This is a genomic window from Pseudomonas sp. D2002, assembly GCF_013385735.1.
In the GTDB taxonomy this organism is placed as follows: domain Bacteria; phylum Pseudomonadota; class Gammaproteobacteria; order Pseudomonadales; family Pseudomonadaceae; genus Aquipseudomonas.
In genome coordinates, this window is sequence record NZ_JACAPL010000003.1 from 101,671 (window position 1) to 118,376 (window position 16,706).

A 16,706-nucleotide genomic window follows, 5' to 3' on the forward strand; every position below is an offset into this window, starting at 1 on the left:
AGCAACGCATGCGATCCATTCTTGGTACCGGTATGACACTTACGGTCATACTCCTGATTTTCCTGGCATTTAATCTAACGTGGGTCAGCCATCTGCCCAATGTGCGCTGGGACTTTTCACAACAAAAAATCCACACGCTATCGCCCCCTGTCCGCCAATTACTCTCGACGCTGGAACACCCCCTGGATCTTTATTACTTCAATTCAAGCAATGACCCGAAGAAAAGCCAAGCGCTGGAACGCCATGGCGAGCATGTGGAAGACCTGCTCAAAGAGTTCGAAAAAGCGGCAAAGGGCATGATTAACCTGCACGTTATTGATCCAGCACCTTACTCAGAGGATGCCTACAAAGCTGGCTTGTTCGGCCTTGACGACTCGCAAGGGTTTCTCGGCCTTATAGGTACCCGTGCAGGCCAGGCCGCTCAACGTATCAACGCATTCCGTCTTGACGACGATTCGTTGCTTGAGTACGAGATCAGCCACCTGATCTACAAGTTGGTGCACCCTGAGCGCCCTACCGTCGGCGTTCTATCCGGGCTTTCATTAGATCAGCCTGGTGCAAAGGTATTGGAGCAACTGCAGCGGCATTTCAACCTTGTTGAACTGGCAGCAAACACCGATCAAATCCCTCAATCAGTCGGCGCGCTGATGGTGGTGCATCCGGGCGCGCTGCCGGAGGCAACCTTGTATGCGGTTGAACAGTTTGTACTGAGCGGCGCGAAGGCGATGCTGTTTATTGACCCAATGAGCGAGATGGATACAAACGTGGCCCCCACAAACAACAAGTTGGATGGGCTGCTGTCGGCCTGGGGCCTACAGATGCCAACGGACAAACTACTGGTCGACAACCTCTACGCCTCATCGGCCTCATTGGGTACAGGACAGGCGACCGTAGTGCATCCGGCCCGGTTAAACCTGCCACGCCAAGCAATGACAGAAAATGATGCCAGTGCCTGGAAATTGAACTCGGTGATTGTCTCAAGCAGTGGTGCACTTTCTCGACCAAGAAAAAGCCGCACAAACTTCACCCCGCTACTCCAAAGTTCCAGGCAGTCAGCACTGCTGGACACCAAGCGCTTTGCAGCAGCGACAGCGTTCGATTCACTGATTGATGAGACGTCCACGCTCGGGCAGCGCCAGGTGATCGCTGCTCGCCTCGATGGGCCGGCCTACTCCACATTCCCCGACGGCATAAAAGTCAGTGCGGCTGGTTTGCAGAAGGCTGAAAACATCCAGGTAGTCGTGGTCGCCGACACGGACTTGCTCACGGATGCCGTCATCGATTCGGCCCCCAACAGCAACGTGTCGTTTGTGTTGAATACCCTGGATAACCTGGCTGCTCCCGAAGCGCTCGCAAGCATTAGACCCCGTGCAATGGCTGGCCAATCTTCAAACCCGCTCGAGCACATGCGCGAGGCGGCCGCACAGACCTATGCGCAAAAGTCGGCTGAACTTGAGCGACGACTTGAACGAACAGAACAGGAGTGGCAACGCTTGAATCCACCGAAATCAAGCGTCGGCACTCAAGCGGTGGACAGCAATACCCAGTTGCAAGCGTTGAACAAGGAACGCCTGCGGCTCCCCATGGAGCTGCATGCCCTCAAAGTCGAGGCTTACCAACAGGTGCATCAAACAGAACGCCACCTGAAGCTGTTGATGATTGCGGCGGTGCCACTGCTGTTATGCCTGATCGCCTGGGCCGTTTTTATTTACCAGCACCGGCGTCGTTCAGCTGCTGCCACCTGGCCTCGCTGAACGCTCAACACCAGAGCGTCAACGACGAGCAATCAGCCCTTGTCGCGCAATGCGCGTCAGTTGACGAATCACCTCTTCGGCGTGGTCGGCACTGGGCGCCTGGATAACCGCAAGATCAAAGCTGTTGCTGGCAAAACGGGCCAGGGATTCGCCATCTTCCACGAATTGGATCAGGAACGCCGATGGACGCCCCGTGCGACGCGGCCAGCCATCCAGATAACGTAATAGCGTCGGCTGGTGCTTGCCGCCCAGCAGGATTTTGGGGTTGCGTTGGGTCAGGTCCGCGGTGATCGGGGCCAGGCGTATGAGGGGGCGTAGTGCATTCATCGTGTCGTGTCTCTGCCTCAAAAGTCTGCGGGCAGGTGAGAGGCAACACCGAACCAGCGCTTTAGCGGAATTTCGAAACCTGACTCTGTACGAGTGCATGCTTCTGTCGGGCTGCATTGAACCCGGTGGCGCCCCGCAATTAGCTGTTTAAATCGGCGCATGAGCAGCATCCTAGAGAAGCCGGTGGGGCAGTGTCAAGAATCCCGAGCAATGAAAAAGCCCGCTCATGGCGGGCTTTTTACCGGTGTTATGTGAGTATCAGTGGGCAATGGCGCGGTCGACAGACAATTTGCCAGCCCCTTCCAGCAGCACCGCCAGCGAGCCACCGAGCAAGGCCAGTGCGAATTCATACCCATTGTTAGCCATAAACAGACCGTTATGGATATGCACCGAAAAGATTGCCACCAGCGACAGGAAGGTCAGCCCCAGTGCCGCAGGGCGCGCCAATAAACCGATGATCAAGGCCAGGCCGGCGAAGAACTCCGTACCGCCCGACAGCACCGCCATCAAGGTGCCAGGAGTCAGGCCGAGGCTTTCCATATACTGCGCAGTACCCGCCAGGCCGTAGCCGCCAAACCAGCCGAAGAGTTTTTGCGAGCCGTGGGCGGCGAAGATAATGCCGACAAAGATTCGCAGGATAGTCAGGCCATAACCGGCGCGGGTAGACAGGATGCGGTTGATCAGTGGGCTCATGGTGCTAATCCTTTTCAAAGTAGGGGTGAGTTGGCCGCTATATTAATCGGATAAAGCAATGATAAAAGCGCAAATAATGCCTAATACTTATCTATAAACCCGATCATTTGCGTGAAGCAATTTTTGGCGCTGCCGGTTCCAGGGATTCCCGCTCCCGATCAAACGCCAAGTAGTACTTGTTCACGCTATTAACATAGCTGACGCCGCCCATTCCCACCTGCTCCATGGCAATGCGCTCGACCTGGAAGAACCACTGATTGGGGTTGAGCCCCCGCCGACGCGCCTCCGCGCGCATACCCTGCACCCGCTCAGGCCCCATGTTGTAGGCCGCCAGTACAAAGGCCATGCGTTCACGCTCGTTGAGTTTGGGGCTGGCAAAGAACTTGCGACGGATCATCGCCAGGTAACGGGCCCCGGCCTGCACATTGCTGTCCAGACTCTCGATATTGTTGACGCCGACGCGCTGCGCCGCCGACGGCGTGATCTGCATCAACCCGGTCGGGCCGCCACTGCTACGTGCGCCGGGGTCAAGAGCGGACTCCTTGAACGCCAGCGCCGCCAGGTTCAACCAGTCCATGCCCTGCTCGCGAGCATGCTTTTGCAGGACCGGGCGCAGTTTTTCAAGGCGCTGGCGGTCGGCGCGGGCCAGCGGGTTGCGCACTTGATAGAGGCGACGGTAGATACGTTGGAAGGCCACGTCCTGATCGGACGGGGTTCGGTAGGTCTTGAGAAAACGGTCAATACTGGCCCGCAGCATCGAGGCATCCTGGCGCACGAACCAGTATTCATCCCCCGGCTCGCTGATCGCCACCTGCCGGTCAAAGCGTAACTTGGGCAGGATTTTCGACCAGCGCTCGGCAATCGGCTTCTCGACGATGGTGAGGTGGAAGATCCCGGCTTGAACCATCTCAAGCACATCTTCCACGGCCAACGTCGGATCGACCCACTCCACCTTCACCGGCGGCCGCTTATGCAAAGCCAACTGCTGGTTGACCTGATTGATCGCATCCGCCGCCGCACTGCCGGTGGTCAACGCCAGGGTGCGCCCGGACAGCTGCTCCAACTTGGTAAAGCGCCGTTCACCCTTGACGCCCACCAGCCACAACGGCACATCACTGGCAATCGGGTCACTGGTGCTGATCTTGTGCGCGGCCTTCACATCGAGTAATTCACCGGGCGCCACCAAGTCGCCTTCGCCACGCGCCAATGCGCCGAGCAGTTGGTCCTTGGCCTTGGGAATAATCTTGAGGTTGATTTCCTCACCGTCACGGGCGTGACCATTGAGGTATTGCTCGAAAGCGCGCAGGCGGTGGTATTCGACACCGATGGCCTGGCCCTGGACTTCACCGGAACTGTTGCGGCTCTGGTTGACCAGCACGCGCAGCGTGCGACTGGAGCGAATCTGCGCCAGGTCACGCACCTTGCCGGGCTTGGTCACTTCCAGCGGCCCGTCCAGACGTGCGACCGCCGCCGTGGGCAGCAGTAACGTCAGGCACAACATAAGCAACGCCGAGGGTCGGATCATCCGCTCTCCGGAAAGAATACTGGCCAGCACCTTCGTGAAAGACAAAGGGCTGGAGGTCAGAAACAGAGCGCTTTATGCGCTGGCAAGGCGCGCAACGGTGGCATGGAGGAAGGCGTACGGCCGACCACAATGTCACTTGCGACGTTCAAAGACAGCTATAACTCGTTGTAGTTCTTAGTTTTTCTTATAAATCTACAGCTCTGATATGCTTTCCGGCCGCAGGCGGAGATAGCACCATGCAACTCATTGATATCGGCGTCAACCTGACCAACCCCAGTTTCGACGAGAGGCACCAGGCCGTTCTCGACCGCGCCTATGCCGCCGGCGTGCAGCAATTGGTGCTCACCGGCACCAGTGTCGAAGGCAGCGAACAGGCACTGGAACTCTGTATAAAACTCGATGAAAGCGGCCAGCGCCTATTCAGCACCGCGGGCATCCACCCGCACTCCGCCAGTGACTGGAACGGCGACAGCGCGCGGCAATTGCGCGGTTTACTCAACGAAAGCCGCGTGCGTGCAGTGGGCGAATGCGGGCTGGATTTCAACCGCGATTTTTCCCCGCGCCCACAGCAGGAAAAAGTCCTCGAAGAACACCTGGCCCTGGCCGTCGAGCTGAAATTGCCGGTGTTTCTCCACGAACGCGACGCCAACCAGCGCCTGCTGGAAATCCTCAAGGACTACCGCGACCACCTGACCGCCGCCGTGGTGCATTGCTTCACCGGCGAACAGCAAGCCCTGTTCAGCTACCTCGACCTCGACTTGCATATCGGCATCACCGGCTGGATCTGCGATGAACGCCGTGGGACACACCTGCATCCACTGGTCAGGGAAATTCCCCGTGGTCGCCTGATGCTGGAAAGCGATGCGCCCTACTTGCTGCCGCGCACACTGCGACCGAAGCCGAAAAATGGCCGCAATGAACCGGCCTACCTGCCGGAAGTACTGCGCGAAGTCGCCCTGCACCGCAATGAAACGGTGCAAGACCTGGCCGAACACAGCACCGCCTGTTCGCGCGCGTTTTTTGGCTTGCCTGCCGTGGATTAATGCGGCGCATTGACCCATGTCAAAACCGGTTCCCTGAGTAGCGGCACAATAATGGCACCTTGCCAATGCTGCTTCCGCTATCAGAGAAAACCTTCCATGGGTGCCTGGCTTAGCAATATCTCGCTGAAATACAAATTCTGGGCCGTCAACGCGGTCGCCTTCATCACCACCTTGCTGCTGGTGCTTTACGCCGTGCAGCTCGAACAACAGGCACGCAGCGATGCGTCCCAGGCCTCGGCGCAGGCGCAGGCGCGATTGCTCGGTGCGTGGCCGGCCGATAAGTCGTTGCCCAAGGGTGAACAGTGGCTGACGTTTGCCCGTGGCCAAGTCCCACAGCTGGCCGACCAGGATCTGTCAGCCCTGAGCACCGCCAGTGGTTGGATCGAGCTCAATCACATGCCGCTTTTCGGCGAAAACCCACTGATTGGTGCCGACGTCGTCGCGCGGGCCGACGGTCAACAGATCGCCGTGCTGGCCTATGGGCGCAGCCTGAGCCAAGTCTTTGGCGAACGCTTCGCCAACTACGCCGTGGCGGTGCTGATCCTGATGCTGGCGATGCTCGGTGCCTCGCAACTGCTGATCCGCTTCCTGCTCAGCCAACTCAACACCCTCAAAGACGTGATGCTGCACGTGGAGAAGACCGGCGACCTGTCGGCCCGCGTGCCGTTGGCCTGCAAGGACGAAGTCGGCCAGATGGCCAGCGCCTTCAACGCCATGCAAGCCGGCTACCAGCGGGTGGTCGGCACGGTGGCGCGCACAGCGCAGCAGCTCGATGACGGTGCCGCGCGCCTGGCCAGCAGCATGAACGAGGTACAACACGGCATGCTCGGCCAGCAAAGCGAAACCGATCAGGCCGCCACCGCGATCAATGAGATGACCGCCACCGTCTACCACATCGCCCAGCACGCCGGCGCCACCCGCGACCTGTCCCAAACCGCCGACACCCTCGCCGGCAGCGGCCGGGAAGTGGTCAGCCGGGTGCAGCGTTCGATTGCCGGGCTGTCCACCGGCGTGCAACAGACTGCCGAAATGATCCAGAAACTCGCCGAGGACAGCCAGAAAATCAACGGCGTGGTCGGCGTAATCCACAGCATCGCCGAACAGACCAACCTGCTCGCCCTCAACGCCGCCATCGAAGCCGCCCGCGCCGGCGAAATGGGCCGTGGTTTTGCCGTGGTCGCCGACGAAGTACGCAACCTGGCCAAACGCGTGCAAAGCTCCACCGACGAAATCACCCGCATGGTCTCGGCGCTTCAGGCCGGCACCCGCGACGCGGTGGACTTCATGCAGGAAAGCTCCTTCAAGGCCGACGACTGCGTACAGCAAGCCCAGGAAGCCGGCGCGGCCCTCGCCGAAATAACCGGCGCCGTGGCGCAGATGCGCGAGAGCAACACCCAGATCGCCGTGGCGGCCGAACAGCAAAGCCACGTCGCCGAAGAGATGAACCGCGCGGTAGTGAGCATTCGTGATGTGACCGAGAACACGGTGCAGCAAACCGTGGATTCAGCGACGACCAGCAATGAACTGGCGACGCTGGCCGGGGAGTTGAGCAAGGCGATTGGGCAGTTGAAGCTATAGGACTTTCTAACCTGTAATCCGACTCCTACGATCGCCCCTCCGTTTACCCGAAATTTTGGCGAAACCTCCTAGCCTCCCCAGCGAATAGCGCCGACATATTTACCTGACGAACCTCTCCAAAGTCTCTCGCCTGACTATTCAGTGCGAGGGACCGCCGATGTATTTCTCCATGACTGCCTCGCCCGAAAGGGCTGCCTTTTGATCCCGGTGATTGCCGGGTTTGTCCTGGCCCCCATGGACGCCAACGCGCCGGATGTTGAAAGCGTCTTGCGTGATTTCAGAGAGTGCCTGAACACCTTTGACGACTGGGCCGAACGCTTCTGGAGTGGTTCGACACTCGAGGTCGAGCAGATTTTCAAAGTGGGAGAAGACGTCGCACTGGTAGCGCCGGTCTCTTCCAAAGCGCCAAGTCCCACCGTTGCGATGTGCAAGGCCCAGGGTTCGTTGACCTTGGTGCATATGTTCGAAAGCACGCAGTTCGTGCCCATCGGCAATACGCCGGTGATGCTGCAAGCCATTGCAGCGGATGGCAGCCCGGTTGGGCCGCCGATCCATCACACCATTGGCCCAAGCGGCATTCTTGAAGTCAACGAATGTACCCGCGATCAGCGGTACAAAATCACCTTTTACCCAAACGTTTCCAGGGACCACGTCAAGGCGCTGTATGCGTCTTATCAGCGGGTGATAGCTGGGCTGGAAACACGCCTGAGCGAGGAATGGGCGAAAATCTTCAAGGCACAGTGGGAAGACTTCGCCAAAGCCACCCCTTTCGAACGTAGCGCGCTGCAACGCGTGGCGCTTGTCAGCGGCATCAGCCAAGCCCTCTACAACCTCTGGGACAACATCACGCAACTGTATGACCTGCTGGCGGACATCAGAACCAATAGCCGGAAGTTGCTCCAGTACATTTCCCAAACCGAACTTGATGAACTGCTGAAACTGAGCAAAGACGCCATTGCACAGGGCCTGCTGGTGCTCAGCGATGAGCCGCTGTTGTTCATCTATCTGTCAGCGATGGTCAGCTGGATACGCCTGCTGCCGCCGCCTCAGATGTATGAACTGATGGGTGAGATTACTGGCGAAGTATTGATCAACCTGGTTTTGATCTGGGCAACACGAGGCATGGGCGTGCAGCTTCGACTGGGTGCCCAAGTATTGGGGCATATCAAGTCCGGACGTGTTCGTGGCTGGCTGCAGACGCTGGCGGATCAGATAGTCGGGCCCAAGCTGGATGCCCATGTCGAGACGGTTAAACCCTTATTGCTCGGTGGCCCGGCGACTCGGATCCAGACGGTGCCGGTTGCACCGCTGAAGGCTGGGGAAAATCTGGTTGCGAACCCGGTGCCTGCGGTTCGTAAGAAGACCCAGCAGACGACGTTGGTGCGCCAGGAACATGTCGATGATGTGCCTGTCGCTGCGAAAAATCCCCAGGGCGATGCGACGGCGCCTGCGGATAAAACGGCCACCAATGGCTGCCCGGTGTCGATGGTCACTGGCGAGGAATTGCTCACCCTCACCGATGGCGCGCTGGACGGGATTTTGCCGTTTGAGTGGACGCGGTTGTACCGCACCAGTGCGGTGGAAGTGGATTGCGGGTTGGGGTTTGGCTGGAGTCATTCGCTGGCGCAGCGGTTGGTGGTTTCGGGTGATTCGGTGGTTTGGACGGATCATGAGAATCGCTCGACTGCCCTGCCCTTGCCGTCTGTGGCTCGACCGGCGATTACTAACAGTCTGGCCGAAGCGGCGATCTATTTGGGCGATTTGCCCGATGAGCTGGTACTGGCTCAGGCATCGCGCTTTTATCACTTTCGCGACGGTGTTCTGACAGCGATCAGCGACGCGTATGACAACCAGCTGCGGGTTATTCGTGATCGCTTGGGACGGATTGAGCGGCTGGATAACGGTGTAGGCCGGTCTCTATTTTTGCGCTATGAACTGGGCCGCATTGTAGCGGTGGACTATCAGGTTCATCGCGCCAAAGGGCGTGAGCCCTACGTCTGGGTGACGGAGCAGAACGTCGTTTCCTACGCCTATGACGACGCTGGCCGACTGGTTTCGGCGACCAATGCCGTAGGCGAAAGCGAGGTTTATCGATACGACGAGCAGCACGTCATTCTTGAGCGGCAATTGGCCGGTGGGGCGAGTTTCTTTTGGGAGTGGGAACGTTCCGGCAAGGCCGCGCGGTGTGTTCGGCATTGGGCCAGCTTTTCGCAGATGGACACGCGGTATGTCTGGGATGACAACGGCAAGGTTACGGTTCACAACGCTGATGGCAGTCAGGAAGTGTATGTCCATGACCAGCGCGCGCGGCTGGTGCAGCGGATTGATCCTGATGGTGCTGAGCATTTCAAATCCTACGACGACAAGGGCCGACTGACGGTTGAGCAGGACCCGCTGGGCGCGGTGACGGCGTACCAGTACGACGATGCTGGGCGTTTGGTGGCGCTGTTTCCGGGGGAGGATGAGCCGACTTCCTACGAGCATGACAACGGGTTCGTACGGGTTGTGCGGCGCGGTGAGGCGGTTTGGAAGTATGAGCGCAATGACCAGGGCGACGTTACGCGTCAGACAGATCCTGACGGCAACGTTACGGACTACACCTACAACAAACACGGGCAACTGGTTGGGGTTTGGTATCCGGATAACGGTTGTCATCGGCTGGTTTGGAATGAGCGTGGGCAGCTTGTTGAAGAACAGCTTCCAAACGGTGGAGTTAAACGCTATCGCTATGACGATGTTGGGCGACAGGTTGCGCGTGAGGATGAGCATGGCGCGCTGACCCAGTATCAGTGGGACGGTGTGGGTCGGTTGGTTCGTGTCGTACTTCCTGGCGGCGCAGCGCGAGAATACAGCTACAACCCGTACGGAAAAATCACCTCCGAACGTGATGAACTGGGCCACGTCACCCGCTACGAATACGCCGACGGCCTGCACCTGATCAGCCGTCGCCTCAACGCCGATGGCACCCAGGTTAACTACCGCTATGACAACACCCGGTTGCTACTGACCGAGATCGAAAATGAAGTCGGCGAGACCTACCGACTTGATTACCACCCCAACGGCCTGATCCAGCAAGAAATCGGTTTTGATGGCCAGCGTACGGCGTACGTTTACGACCTCAACGGCAACCTGCTGGAAAAGACCGAACACGGCGACGACGGCAGTCAGCTAATTACCCGCTACGAGCGAGACGCTTCCGGGCGGCTTGTACGAAAAACCCTTCCCGATTCCAACGTTGTTGACTATGCCTACGATCGCCAGGGCAACCTCCTCAGCGTCGACGACGGCCACTGGGCGTTAGCCTACGAATACGACAGCCAAAACCGCCTCACCGCCGACCACCAAGGCTGGGGCACCCTGCGCTACGGCTACGACACCTGCGGCCAACTGAAGAACCTGCGCCTGCCGGACAACAACCGCCTCACCTTCAACCACGACAAAGGCGGCCACCTCGCCACCGTCGAGCTGAATGGCAAAACCCTAACGTCTCACCTGTTCAACACCGGAAAAGAACGCCAACGCCAGCAAGGCCAGCTCCTCAGCCACTACCACTACGACGAGCAAAACCGCCTGCACGCCCACGCGGTGACCCAGGAAGAACACAAGCTCTACCGCCGCCACTACGACTACGACAAAACCGGCAACCTCACCCGCCTGCTCGACACCCGCAAAGGCGAACACCACTACCACTACGACCCCCTCGCCCGCCTGACTCGGGCCGATCACTCGCAAGACCAGCAAGAGCGCTTCGGCCACGACCCGGCTGGAAACCTGCTCATGCAGGATCGTCCCGGCCCGGACATCGTGGCGGGGAATCGGCTGGTGATTCAGGGCGATCATCATTATGACTATGACGCCTTCGGCAATCTGATCCGCCAAAGACGCGGTAAAGGCCATCAACTCGTCACCGAGTATCGCTACGACTGCCAGCATCGGTTGATCGGCGTTACTCAACCGAACGGCAAAACGGCCAGCTATCGCTATGACCCGTTCGGTCGGCGGATCAGCAAAACCGTTGATGGGATAACCACTGAGTTTTTCTGGCAAGGCGACAAGCTGGTTGCGGAGCATCACGCCGATCGTCATCGCAGTTACATCTACGAGCCGGACAGCTTTCGGCCCTTAGTACTGTTGGAAGGTTTTGGCCCTCAAGACACCCAGCCCTTCCACTACCAACTCGACCACCTCGGCACACCGCAGGAACTCACCGCTCCAGACGGCGAAATCGTCTGGTCCGCGCATTACCGCGCCTACGGCCAAATCAGCCGCCTCGACATAAACAAGATCGACAACCCGCTACGCTTCCAAGGCCAATACTTCGACCCGGAAAGCGGGCTGCACTACAACCGCCACCGCTACTACAATCCAGATATTGGTCGTTACCTGACGCCTGACCCGGTGAAGCTGGCGGGTGGGATCAATGCGTACCAGTACGTGCCCAACCCTACGGGGTGGGTGGATCCAACGGGGTTAAGCGCCAACTGTCCACCTAAAGGTAGGAAAACTCTAGCATGTGACAAACCTGCCGAACCGTCTACTCCAGAGGTTTCAAGGAATGGTGCTTTCAAACAAGCTAAAGTCGATGCAGGAGCTCCGCGTACGCAACACCCAGACCCAGTGCTTGATCCGAGACTAGGGAAGACAAGGCAATATTCAATGGTATCAATGAGGGACAAGCAAAATAATGAAGTTCTAGATGAGCGAGGCCGACCAATAATGACGCGAGAGTATGAGTTCACCCGCGCCGACGGCTCTAAAATTCTAATTCAAGATCATGGAGCTGGACACAAATTTTCCGCACCTGAGGGAAAGGGTGATCAAACATCACATTTCAACCTTCGGCCGAAAAACAGGCCCAGAAATGGAAAATTAGACGGTGGCAAAGCCCACTATTACTTCCGAGGCAAGAAATGAAGTACTGGAATGATCTAGAAGATACTATCTTCTTCAACAAGGTGTTTACCTATCCGGTAGAAATAGGCGAAATAACACTTTTTTCTGTGACAATTGACAATGACAGGCCCAATATCGGTTTAGGGTTCGATATTTCGGAGCTTCCTGACGCACCACCAAAAAAGTGGATTCCGGAGGAGTTCAATACATGCCGGATAGGCTTAGATTGCGGAGGTCTGAGCGACGTTAGAATCAGCAATATCCCGACTAAGGAACCACTAAAAATGGTAATAACTAAACACGAAAATTTTTATGCCTTGCAAGCAAAATCTGCAACTTCAGTAATTGAGTTCAAGGCGAAATATATTTCGCTCTGTGGGCCATCTGTATATTTCAACGACCCGGATTCAGCGTGCTACTGAGATGCGAAAAGAGGTGTGTGCAATCTGATTGATCCGACCACATTAGATCATGGTTATGCAAACAAAGTAGTCAGACACTATGGCCCCCATAGCCAGCCCCAATTCGCCACCCCGCCCGCCCCCCACCTAAACTCTCCCCATGTTGTTTCAACGGACAGAGGATTCAAAATCATGGGCAAACGTCACCCCAACTTCCCCGCCTGGCAATGGCGCATTCACCCAGAAACCCATCAGCACCCGACCAACCTGGGGCTGCAGTTAATTGCCGTACCGCTGCTGATCATCGGGTTTCTGTTGATGGCGTCCGGTGTGTTCAGCCTGAGCCTGGCCAGTTTTGCCGTCGGCGTCATCGGCGTGTTGGCCGGCGTGGCGCTTCAGCGCCACGGTCGTAAGCTGGAAGCTCAAGGCAGCCAGCGGTTCTGAGGCTCAGGCAAAGACCACCACGGTCTGGCGGCTGATGGCGATCAGTTCCCCGCTTGGGCTCCAGAGTGCCGCGGCGGCATGGCCGTAGCCGTCGCGGGCGTGTTCGATATTGACGTAATACTGGCACCAATCGAGCGTGGTCAGGTCTTGCAGCGGCTGGATAAATTCGATGGTCCAGGTCAGCGTGCTGCCCGGTGCCGGTTTGGTCAGGTGCGGGAGTAAAGCCGGGGGCCAGGCGTCGACCAGGGCGAGGATGTGCGACTCGGTCAGCGGCTCTTCCTTCACATCACCGCGCAGGCGCACCCAGCCGCCCATGTCGCGTGATTTATTGCCGGTGAACGGCAGCCCGCCGACGCTCCAGCGCATGGCCAGATGGCGCATGAATTCGGGGGTCACACCCTTGATATAGGGCAGTTCCTGGCATTCATCCCAATGTTTGAACGCAGGCGGTGGTTCGCTTGCGACCTCAATCACTGACTCGCGAGACGCACCAAAGCTGGCCTGTACCAGTGTCGCCACTTCGCCGTTTTGCACCACGCGGCCCAGCAACTGGCTGACAGCCTTGCCTTCGCGCAGCACTTCGACTTGATAACTGGCAGGTACATCCGGCGCGACCGGGCCGACGAAGGTCACGGCCAGTGAGCGCAAAGGGCGATCTGCCGGCACTTGGGCGCGCAGAGCTTCGTATTGCAACGCCGCCACCAGGCCACCAAAGGTCGCGCGGCCTTGGGCCCATTCGGCGGGGATGGTGACGTCCAACGGGTTGCGACGGGCAGCGTCGAGCAAATCACTAAAGCGCATGGCGACCTCACATCAAGAAAACCGATAAGGGATCTTAACCATCGCGCCGGTGAGGTACAGCGCCTATTCCGGCCAAAAGCCGGACCGGCTTAGAAACAATCCGCGCTGAGTTTGTCCAGCACTCGATCGGCCTGGCTTTCCGCCTTGGTCATGGTGCGATGCCACACAGGCACGCAGGGCTGCAAATCCGCTTGGTGCCCGGCCTGGGCCAGCCACTGCCAGCAGTCGTGCCAATCACCCAGTGCACCTTGAGCTTGTTTGAGTCGCGACACGGCTTTGGCAGGCAGCTTGTCCAGTTCGGGATAAGCCTCGGCGGCGTAGCGCACGCGCTTGATCAGCAGGCGCAGACGATGGCGATCGTGGTTCGGGTCTTTGAGCGCTTCACCCAGTTTGTGCCATTGCTTGGCCAAGCGCTTTTCGATGCGCGGGCGCAGGCCCTTGAGTAGCTTCTGGTGTTGGGAGGCGCGGATAAAGCGAGGGAATGCATCGAGGATCAGCAGCAAGTGCGCCAGCTCCGGGCTTTGCGCCACTTGGCGATAGGCATCGGGCTGCAGGCGCAAGCGCCGATCAGCCGCATCGTGATAACCGTGCTGATGCAAATACGCCGCCAGGACCTCGCGGTCGCGTAGCGGCGTCGTTAATTGGCCGACCGTGCTGGCGGCCAACTCAAGCTGCTCCACACCCGGCAAACCACGCAATGGGCGCAACAAACTGCGCAGGCGCCGCACGGTAGTGCGCAAGTCGTGCAAGGCTTCATCGTCGGTGACGGCGGCAAGGCGAGCCTGGCAGCTCAGTAACCCTACTTCCAGGCCAATGACCTGAGCGACTAACTGATCGACCAAAGCTGACATTCCTTGCTCCCTTGACGATGAAAAATCCTGGTGTGTGCTACAGGTTAACGCCCGGCGCGCGACTCACGAATATAGAACCGCGCTTTTTCGGCCTTGTTGGAGCAGCCTTCAAACGCTTCGAATTGCTGCTGGGTCTTGGCGCCCGTCAACAAGGACAAGGCTTTGGAGTAGCTCACGGTGCCGGCAAAACCTTCGGCCTTGGCCAAGTCCAGCTCATGCCACGCCGCATCCAATTGCGTGCCACAGCTATCGCGGTATGCGGTTTTCCCGGCACAACCGGCCAGGGCCAACACGATCACAGGTACACACATCCAGGCTTTCATCAATGACACCTCAAATAAAGAAAAACAGTCGTACGGTGTAGACGTTGCCCGCAAGGAAAAGTGCCTTGTTTGCCGCCTGAAATCAGAAGCGCCTATCGTCAGAGCATACCCGAGCCTGCTCGCTATTCTGGAAAAATATTACAAGGCTCGGCGAAGATTGAAGCCGCCCCCTCAATGGGTGCATTGTGGGCACCTGACTTGGGAAGGACATGGACCATGAATAAGCGTGTTGCCTTGGTGCTCGGCTCCGGTGGGGCGAGGGGCTACGCCCATATCGGTGTGATTGAGGAGATCGAACGGCGCGGTTATGACATCGCCTGTATCGCCGGTTGCTCCATGGGCGCAGTGGTCGGCGGAATCTATGCCGCCGGCAAACTGGATGAGTATCGCAACTGGATCGAAAGCCTCGACTACCTGGACGTGCTGCGCCTGGTCGACGTGAGTTTTCGCCTGGGCGCCATTCGCGGCGAAAAAGTCTTCGGGCAAATCCGCAAGATCGTCGGCGAGATCAATATCGAAGAGCTGCGTATTCCCTACACCGCCGTCGCCACAGACCTGACCAACCAGCAGGAAATCTGGTTCCAGGAAGGCTGCCTGCACCAGGCCATGCGGGCATCGGCGGCGATCCCGAGCCTGTTCACGCCGGTGATGCAGGGCAACCGCATGCTGGTCGACGGCGGCCTGCTCAACCCGCTGCCAATCGTGCCGGTGGTGTCGAGCCACTGCGACCTGATCATCGCCGTCAACCTCAACGCCACCAATCAAAAACACTACCAACTGCCGGTGATCCAGCGCCCGCCTGCGTTCAAGAGCCGCTTTAACAGTTTGGCCAAGTCATTGGGCTCACATTTGCCGTTTCGACGAAAACAAGCCGAACAGTTGATGAAGTTGGAGCAGGAGGCACTGCAGGCCCAGACGGCGGAGATTAACCCCTGGCTGGAGTCGGCCGAGCCCGAATCCCAGCAACCCGCCGCCGCGCCGGAAAAAGCCGGGGCACCGAAGTCGGCGACCGGTTCGTTCATCATCGACAACGTCGGGCCGGCGTCGCTGCTGGACTTGATCAACCAGAGTTTCGAAGTGATGCAGACGTCGCTGGCGCAATACAAGATCGCCGGGTATCCGCCGGATGTGCTGATCAACGTGCCCAAGCGCGTGTGCCGGTTTTTCGAGTTCTACAAGGCGCCGGAGTTGATCGCGCTGGGGCGGGAAATTGCCAGGGATACGCTGGACAAATATGAGAGTGAGCAAAGCTGAAATTTTGGGTGGGGCTGAGGGCTACATCGCAGGCAAGCCAGCTCCCACATTTTGAATGTATTCACATATCGAAGGTGGGAGCTGGCTTGCCTGCGATGAGGCCAGTTCAGGCACCGATAATCTCAGCCATTCAACAACCGATACCCCACCCCCGCCTCAGTCACAATAAACCTCGGCTGCGTCGGGTCATCCGCCAGCTTCTGGCGCAAATGCCCCACCACGATACGCAGGTAGTGACTGTCTTCCGTGTGGGTCGGCCCCCAAATATCCTTGAGCAGTTGTTGCTGGGTAATCACCCGCCCCGGATGCCGCGCCAATTGCGCCAGCACCGCGTACTCCTTGCGGGTCAGCGCCACCTCGGCTCCATCCAGCAGCACGCGCCGATAAGCCAGGTCCACGGTCAGCGGGCCAAAACTCAAGGCGGCTTCCTGGGCCTCTCCTGCCGGCGCCTGGCGCAGCAATGCGCGAACGCGGGCGAGAAATTCCTGGATGCCAAAGGGCTTGGTCACGTAGTCATTGGCGCCGCCATCCAGGGCTTCGACCTTTTGCACTTCACTCGCCCGCACCGACAACACCAGCACCGGCACCGTCGACCACTCGCGAAACTCGCGCAGCACTTGCTGGCCGTCCATGTCGGGCAGGCCGAGGTCGAGCACCAGCAAATCCGGTTTGCTCAATGCCGCCTGGGCCAGGCCTTCGTTACCGGTGCCGGCCTCGATCACTTTGTAGCCCTGGGAGGCCAGGCTGATGCGCAGGAATTTGCGGATCTGCGGTTCGTCATCAATGACTAAAATCGTCGCGGTCTGGCTCATGGTGTCC

The 16,706-nt window shown here is 58.5% G+C and carries 13 protein-coding genes and 1 pseudogene; 7 read left to right on the top strand and 7 right to left on the bottom strand.

Annotated elements, in window-relative coordinates; all coding sequences use genetic code 11:
* The first annotated feature begins 8 nt into the window (after nt 1–8).
* Nucleotides 9–1,754, top strand: a complete 1,746-nt coding sequence (locus HX783_RS03735; RefSeq protein ID WP_177016008.1) for a Gldg family protein — start codon at nt 9–11, stop codon at nt 1,752–1,754.
* Between the two features lie 18 nt (nt 1,755–1,772).
* Here the strand turns inward: HX783_RS03735 and HX783_RS03740 are convergent, their stop codons facing one another.
* From HX783_RS03740 to HX783_RS03750, 3 genes are all read right to left on the bottom strand, one after another.
* On the bottom strand, nt 1,773–2,081 hold the full coding sequence (locus HX783_RS03740) for a class I SAM-dependent methyltransferase (protein WP_159954997.1): 309 nt from the start codon (nt 2,079–2,081) through the stop codon (nt 1,773–1,775).
* A gap of 258 nt (nt 2,082–2,339) precedes the next feature.
* Nucleotides 2,340–2,774 carry a DoxX family protein gene (locus HX783_RS03745; RefSeq protein ID WP_159954996.1) on the bottom strand — a complete coding sequence of 145 codons (435 nt, stop codon included), beginning with the start codon at nt 2,772–2,774 and terminating at the stop codon, nt 2,340–2,342.
* A 103-nt stretch (nt 2,775–2,877) separates the two neighbouring features.
* On the bottom strand, nt 2,878–4,299 hold the full coding sequence (locus tag HX783_RS03750) for a transglycosylase SLT domain-containing protein (protein ID WP_177016009.1): 1,422 nt from the start codon (nt 4,297–4,299) through the stop codon (nt 2,878–2,880).
* A gap of 236 nt (nt 4,300–4,535) precedes the next feature.
* On the opposite strand from HX783_RS03750, the gene HX783_RS03755 reads away from it, so the two are divergent.
* The 5 genes and pseudogenes from HX783_RS03755 to HX783_RS03775 form a co-directional block, all read left to right on the top strand.
* Nucleotides 4,536–5,342 (top strand): TatD family hydrolase, encoded by an 807-nt coding sequence (locus tag HX783_RS03755; RefSeq protein WP_177016010.1) that lies wholly within the window; start codon nt 4,536–4,538, stop codon nt 5,340–5,342.
* Nucleotides 5,343–5,438: 96 nt separating this feature from the next.
* A complete protein-coding gene (locus HX783_RS03760; RefSeq protein ID WP_177016011.1) occupies nt 5,439–6,920 on the top strand; it encodes a methyl-accepting chemotaxis protein in 1,482 nt (493 codons plus the stop codon).
* A 198-nt stretch (nt 6,921–7,118) separates the two neighbouring features.
* The gene (locus HX783_RS03765) at nt 7,119–11,834 is read left to right on the top strand and encodes an RHS repeat-associated core domain-containing protein (RefSeq protein WP_177016012.1); all 4,716 of its coding nucleotides are present in this window, start codon (nt 7,119–7,121) and stop codon (nt 11,832–11,834) included.
* Nucleotides 11,831–12,235: an Imm50 family immunity protein gene (locus HX783_RS03770; RefSeq protein ID WP_177016013.1), complete on the top strand. Its 405-nt coding sequence runs from the start codon at nt 11,831–11,833 to the stop codon at nt 12,233–12,235. Before HX783_RS03765 ends, HX783_RS03770 begins: the two co-directional genes overlap by 4 nt.
* Nucleotides 12,236–12,406: 171 nt before the next feature.
* Nucleotides 12,407–12,655 (top strand): annotated as a pseudogene (locus HX783_RS03775) (terminase); the annotation flags it as partial.
* A 6-nt stretch (nt 12,656–12,661) separates the two neighbouring features.
* Here HX783_RS03775 and HX783_RS03780 read toward each other — a convergent pair.
* From HX783_RS03780 to HX783_RS03790, 3 genes are all read right to left on the bottom strand, one after another.
* Nucleotides 12,662–13,459 carry an acyl-CoA thioesterase II gene (locus tag HX783_RS03780; protein WP_177016014.1) on the bottom strand — a complete coding sequence of 266 codons (798 nt, stop codon included), beginning with the start codon at nt 13,457–13,459 and terminating at the stop codon, nt 12,662–12,664.
* 89 nt (nt 13,460–13,548) lie between these two features.
* Nucleotides 13,549–14,310 carry a CHAD domain-containing protein gene (locus HX783_RS03785; RefSeq protein WP_177016015.1) on the bottom strand — a complete coding sequence of 254 codons (762 nt, stop codon included), beginning with the start codon at nt 14,308–14,310 and terminating at the stop codon, nt 13,549–13,551.
* 44 nt (nt 14,311–14,354) lie between these two features.
* A complete protein-coding gene (locus HX783_RS03790) occupies nt 14,355–14,633 on the bottom strand; it encodes a hypothetical protein (RefSeq protein ID WP_010176194.1) in 279 nt (92 codons plus the stop codon).
* A gap of 216 nt (nt 14,634–14,849) precedes the next feature.
* Between HX783_RS03790 and HX783_RS03795 the strand changes: the two genes are divergently transcribed.
* Entirely contained in the window at nt 14,850–15,887 is a 1,038-nt protein-coding gene (locus tag HX783_RS03795) for a patatin-like phospholipase family protein (protein WP_177016016.1), read from the top strand.
* A 122-nt stretch (nt 15,888–16,009) separates the two neighbouring features.
* Here the strand turns inward: HX783_RS03795 and HX783_RS03800 are convergent, their stop codons facing one another.
* Nucleotides 16,010–16,699 (bottom strand): response regulator, encoded by a 690-nt coding sequence (locus tag HX783_RS03800; RefSeq protein WP_159954985.1) that lies wholly within the window; start codon nt 16,697–16,699, stop codon nt 16,010–16,012.
* Nucleotides 16,700–16,706: the final 7 nt, after the last annotated feature.